A 5,350-nucleotide genomic window follows, 5' to 3' on the forward strand; every position below is an offset into this window, starting at 1 on the left:
TACGACAGGGGCTTTTTTTATGTGTGAGGTCCGTCCTAAATAGCGTTGACAAAAATAGTATCGATTTGGCTTCATAAAACGTCAATAATCTTCACTACAATTTTTACATAGTTTTGTCCTGGGTATAGTTTTTTTCCGAATTATCATCTACTTTCATTATAGTGCTATATTTCACAGTGATTTGATATGTTGATCGTTTTACCAGGTTTAGTGTCTGCGATAGCTGTTGTTGCAAGTTTCTTGATAACGAATTCAATTTATATATCCGCTATTATCTCGTTGGTCACAACCTTAGCGATAAGCTATGTCTTATCTAACATCATCTCAAAAACCGAGCCGTCAAATGAAACGTTGTCGGTAAGCTCTGGACATCTTAATAAAAATGCACCAAATGGTAATGATATCAGTGCTGCGTCGAGTAAGATTGCGATAGGCGGAGCGTCAGTCTCATTTTTTCTCGATAAATTATCATCTGCCTTTCGAGAGCAAGTCACTAGTATAAATGACATGAGTGGAAGGCTTCAGAACCTAGAGTCTGGCAGTACTTCACTTAATGAGCTTACTAAAGAGGCTGGTGACGCTGTTACCCTGTCTGATGAGAAAACCCAGTTGGGAAGTAACGGGCTTAAAAAGGCGTTGGAGCATCAGCAGCTTTTGCGCGAACAGATTATAGTTTCTTCTGATACTCTTGTAGAGCTAAAGGCCAAAGCTGAGGGTATAAGTAATATTACTAACACGATAAATCAACTAGCTGACCAAACTAATATGCTGGCACTTAATGCAGCTATAGAAGCGGCTCGTGCTGGCGATCAGGGCAGAGGCTTTGCAGTTGTTGCCGATGAAGTTCGTGCGCTAGCAAAAAAAACGACAGAGGCCACATCTGGTATAGAGCAGGTTTTGCAAGATGTGAATCTCAGTAGTAAGCAAGCAGTAAATACCATGATTAAGGTGTCAGAGTCGGGAGAAGACATGAGTAAGCTGCTTGTTGAAAGTGAAACGCTCATCGCAGAATCAAGCATGCTTTCTTCAAAGGCAAAAGCTGCGATGTTGTCGATGCAAGTAAATGTCTCTGATCTTGCTCAAAATAGCGGCGGAATTGGTATTTCAATTGAGTCATTACAGAAAGCTACTGGCAATCTAGAATCTGATTTGTCGGAGGTTTCTGAGCAAGCCTTGGCTTTAAGTACTCAGGCCGAGGATATATTTAGGTTATTGGAGTCGTTTGACATAGACGATGATAACAGCCGTGTTCGCGATATTGCTATCAATACATCGAAACATATAGGCAAGCGCTTTGAGAGAGCGATTAGCGATGGGGCAATTAGTGAGCGCGATCTGTTTAATTTTACCTATACCGCGATACCCAACACGAACCCTGAAAAACACACTACGGCGTTTGATGCTTTTACCGACAAAGTATTACCCGAAATTCAAGAGCCAATATTAGAGAATAACGATTTCATAATTTACGCCGGCGCTGTGGATGTAAATGGCTACTTCCCAACACATAATAGTAAATTCAGTCAGCCGCTTACCGGCGACTACGATAAAGATTTGGCTAACAACAGAACGAAAAGAATCTTTAGCGACAAAACAGGTCGCCGGTGTGGGAGCAATACACAGTCTTTTCTGCTTCAGACCTATAAAAGAGACACGGGGGAAATAATGCATGATTTGTCAGCGCCTATTTACGTAAATGGAAAGCATTGGGGCGGGTTTAGAATTGGATACAAAGCCAAGTGATGAATGAGTGCATTTTCTCTGGTATTGACTCAATGCCAAGAAGGAAAAGGAGCGCATGGTCAATACGTTAATAGCTCTCTAAAGTACACTTACCGCCCTGTTAATTGTACTTACCTGTAAAACGTGGGTACATTCTCGCCTCCTTTATTGAAGGGATATACTTTTCTTTATTCTCTGCTTACCCTACCATTAGGCAATTATTCGCAGTTCGTAGAAATTATGCCTTCATTGCAACACTACAGCACGTTCGGTTTAAATACGTCGTGCACATCCATTAAGTCGTTTTCAGATGTCGATTCCTTTTTAAGCCTCTATAAAAATACCGATGTGTGTTATTTGCTTGGCGGTGGCAGTAACTCAATATTTACCGAAACATTTGAAGGCACAGTAATGGTAAATAAGATCAAGGGTATAAGCCATTTTGATGACGAAAATAGTCACTTTTTACGTGTAGGCGCAGGCGAAAATTGGCACGAGCTTGTCAAACTGTGTATGCAAAATGAGTGGTTTGGGTTTGAGAACTTAGCGCTTATCCCTGGTTCGGTAGGGGCTAGTCCAATTCAAAATATTGGAGCCTACGGCGTAGAAGTCGATACGCTAATACAAACGATAGAGGCCGTAGTACTTAACACGGGTGAAAAGATTCTATTAAAAAATGAAGACTGTCAGTTTGGTTATCGAGATAGTGTATTTAAACATGCGCTTGCCAATAAGGTGCTTATTACCCACGTTAATTTTGTCCTACCAAAAGTTTATGAGCTAAACACCGCCTATGGTGAGCTTGCCGCGTTAACGAATCCGACTCCACAGGACATCTATCACAAAGTTATAGAGGTGCGTAAGTCCAAACTTCCAGACCCTGCCATTCTCGGTAATTCGGGAAGCTTCTTCAAAAATCCAATTGTCACTTACGATCACTTTAGAACAATTGCTGATCGATACGAACATATGCCGCATTTTATCGTAAAAACGAAATCCGCTGGCGATAGTGTAAAAATTCCGGCAGCCTGGCTCATTGACCAAGCTGGTTTTAAAGGAAAGACGCTGAACGATGTTAGGTGTCACCCTACACAGTCTTTAGTACTTACAAACCTTGGCGATGCCAACGGTAGCGATGTACTATCTATGGCAAGAGATATCATAGCCAGCGTTTCTGACAGGTTTAATATCAAACTCGAACCTGAGGTACGCCTTTTAGGAAGCAAAGGACTTATTTCGCTATGAGACAGGCATCTAAAGTAATAAGAAAACATATATTAGCGCTATTGTCCGACGGTCATTTCCACTCTGGTGAAACCATAGCTCAAGAGGTTGGACTATCGCGTACCGCTGTTGCGGGGCATATTTCTCAGTTATCTGACTGGGGATTAGATGTATTTAAAGTAAAAGGTAAGGGTTACCGATTAGAGCGAGGTTTTCCCATGTTAAGTGCAGATAGCATTAAGAAGTACTTGGGTAATACCAAACGAGCCATGATAGATGTTGAGTCGGTACTCCCATCAACCAATACAGAGATGAAAAAACGCATTGCCAATAATCGAGAAGAATTAGCCGACGGTGATGCGATTTTTGCTGAAATACAAACTGCAGGTCGTGGAAGACATGGCAGAACTTGGTTAGCGCCTGTGGGCGGTAGCTTAACATTTTCTATGTATTGGTCGTTTCCAGATGGATATCAAAGCATGGCGGGCCTTTCTTTGTTGGTTGGTCTTGCGGTGTGCGACGCGCTAAAAGAGTTTGGTGTTAACGATGCCGAATTAAAGTGGCCGAACGATATCTATTTACAGGGTAAGAAGCTTGCTGGCGTATTGATAGAGGTAGAGGGGCAGATTGGAGCGACAGCGCATTGTGTCATTGGTATAGGATTGAACGTGTGTGTGCCTGATAACCAATACGACGTTGGACAACCTCATAGCGATCTCGCTTCATTTTTAGGTACAGTGCCAGATAGAAATGAATTAGCGGCGCAAATTATTAAATCACTATGGTCATACCTTCCTAAATTTACTCAACAGGGCTTTGGGCCATTTGTCCCCCATTGGGAAGCCTTAGATCTTTACGGTGATAGAAGGATAGTGCTGCAGATGGGTGAGAAGCGATTCTCTGGTATCGATAGAGGCGTAGACGCCAGCGGTGCACTGTTAGTTGAAACACAAGACGGCATTACACGTTTTCATGGCGGTGAGGTTAGCCTTCGTGGTAACTGATAGCATCTCATCTGAAAAAAATGCTGTAGTGGGCGAGCAAAATGTCTTGTTAGTGGACATTGGCAACACACGAATCAAATATTCTCTGTTGTGTGATGACAAAAAAGAGCCCCAATCTGTAAGTTCGATAGCTGAGCTTTTTAAATTTATCGACTCTTACAAAAAAATTTCTCATGTTTACTTAGCTTCAGTTAGAAATAATGAAGTCTCAAAAGAATTAAATACCCTCTGTTTGCCTCGCAACATTAATTTCATCGAAAAACACACAGAAAAATCAGCATTCGAAATAAAAAACAGTTACGACAATGTACAAAAAATGGGCGTTGATCGGTGGCTCGCCATGGTGTGTGCTGCAGAAAAAACAAAAAAAGCATTTTTTGTTATGGATGTTGGTACTGCAATAACGGTAGATTTTGTGGTGAATGGTCAACATTTAGGCGGTTGGATCATACCAGGGTTCAACGTTATGCGAGACGCTTTGGTTGCATCTACAAAAAAAGTATCGGCGAATGATGAAATTCCGACCAGCTTTGGGGTGGGTACAGACACTGAAGAGTGTGTAGCTACAGGGTGTCATGCAGCGGTTTATGGTGTTTATTTGAGCGCCATTGATTACATATCAAGCAAACAAACCGATTTTGACATTATTTTAGGGGGGGGAGACAAAAAAGTGTTTGCATTCTTAGAATCCGCTGTTAACATTCGTTCCGCTCATTTGGTGGTGCAAGGTCTTGCCCGCTACGCTCGAAAAGAACTTAGTTCAATTCAAGCGTAACCTTCTGATAGATTGAGAAATCGGTCAGAAAAGAAAAATGAAAATTTTTCGAAAAGACACTTGCACTGAGTAATTCATTACTCTAGAATGCGCACCCACTTGATGTAGTGCCGACTTAGCTCAGTTGGTAGAGCAACTGACTTGTAATCAGTAGGTCGCCAGTTCGATTCCGGCAGTCGGCACCATCAATTCTGGAGGGGTACCCAAGCGGTCAACGGGAGCAGACTGTAAATCTGCCGGCTCAGCCTTCGCAGGTTCGAATCCTGCCCCCTCCACCACTTTCTTTATGAGGTGGCCAGAGAATTAAGATTTGCGGGCATCGTATAATGGCTATTACCTCAGCCTTCCAAGCTGATGATGTGGGTTCGATTCCCACTGCCCGCTCCAAATCAGTGCTGATATGGCTCAGTTGGTAGAGCGCACCCTTGGTAAGGGTGAGGTCGGCAGTTCGAATCTGCCTATCAGCACCATTTTTCTCCCCAGCTCATGTTGTAAAAATTCAAAATTTTTTTAATGTAACTTTGCTGGGATAATAGAAATGGCAAAAGAAAAGTTTGAACGTACGAAACCCCATGTAAACGTGGGTACTATCGGCCACGTTGACCACGGTAAAACCACGCTAACT

5 protein-coding genes and 4 tRNA genes are annotated in these 5,350 nt (G+C 42.4%); all 9 read left to right on the plus strand.

Annotated features, from left to right (window positions below; translation table 11 throughout):
• The first annotated feature begins 186 nt into the window (after nucleotides 1-186).
• The gene (locus V7R39_RS17575) at nucleotides 187-1,743 is read left to right on the plus strand and encodes a methyl-accepting chemotaxis protein (protein WP_334032258.1); all 1,557 of its coding nucleotides are present in this window, start codon (nucleotides 187-189) and stop codon (nucleotides 1,741-1,743) included.
• A 219-nt stretch (nucleotides 1,744-1,962) separates the two neighbouring features.
• The gene (gene murB, locus V7R39_RS17580; RefSeq protein WP_334032259.1) at nucleotides 1,963-2,967 is read left to right on the plus strand and encodes a UDP-N-acetylmuramate dehydrogenase; all 1,005 of its coding nucleotides are present in this window, start codon (nucleotides 1,963-1,965) and stop codon (nucleotides 2,965-2,967) included.
• A complete protein-coding gene (gene birA / locus V7R39_RS17585) occupies nucleotides 2,964-3,950 on the plus strand; it encodes a bifunctional biotin--[acetyl-CoA-carboxylase] ligase/biotin operon repressor BirA (protein ID WP_032097091.1) in 987 nt (328 codons plus the stop codon). The genes murB and birA overlap by 4 nt, the downstream gene beginning before the upstream one ends.
• A complete protein-coding gene (locus tag V7R39_RS17590) occupies nucleotides 3,940-4,725 on the plus strand; it encodes a type III pantothenate kinase (protein WP_334032260.1) in 786 nt (261 codons plus the stop codon). Before birA ends, V7R39_RS17590 begins: the two co-directional genes overlap by 11 nt.
• A 109-nt stretch (nucleotides 4,726-4,834) precedes the next feature.
• A tRNA-Thr gene (locus tag V7R39_RS17595) sits at nucleotides 4,835-4,910 on the plus strand.
• Nucleotides 4,911-4,918: 8 nt separating this feature from the next.
• A tRNA-Tyr gene (locus tag V7R39_RS17600) sits at nucleotides 4,919-5,003 on the plus strand.
• A 34-nt stretch (nucleotides 5,004-5,037) separates the two neighbouring features.
• Nucleotides 5,038-5,112, plus strand: a tRNA-Gly gene (locus V7R39_RS17605).
• 7 nt (nucleotides 5,113-5,119) lie between these two features.
• Nucleotides 5,120-5,195: transfer RNA gene (locus V7R39_RS17610), tRNA-Thr, on the plus strand.
• Between the two features lie 68 nt (nucleotides 5,196-5,263).
• A partial coding sequence (locus tag V7R39_RS17615; protein ID WP_039555751.1) for a GTP-binding protein occupies nucleotides 5,264-5,350 on the plus strand: 87 nt, incomplete at its 3' end.

Source organism: Alteromonas sp. P256, from assembly GCF_036864455.1.
GTDB lineage: Bacteria > Pseudomonadota > Gammaproteobacteria > Enterobacterales > Alteromonadaceae > Alteromonas.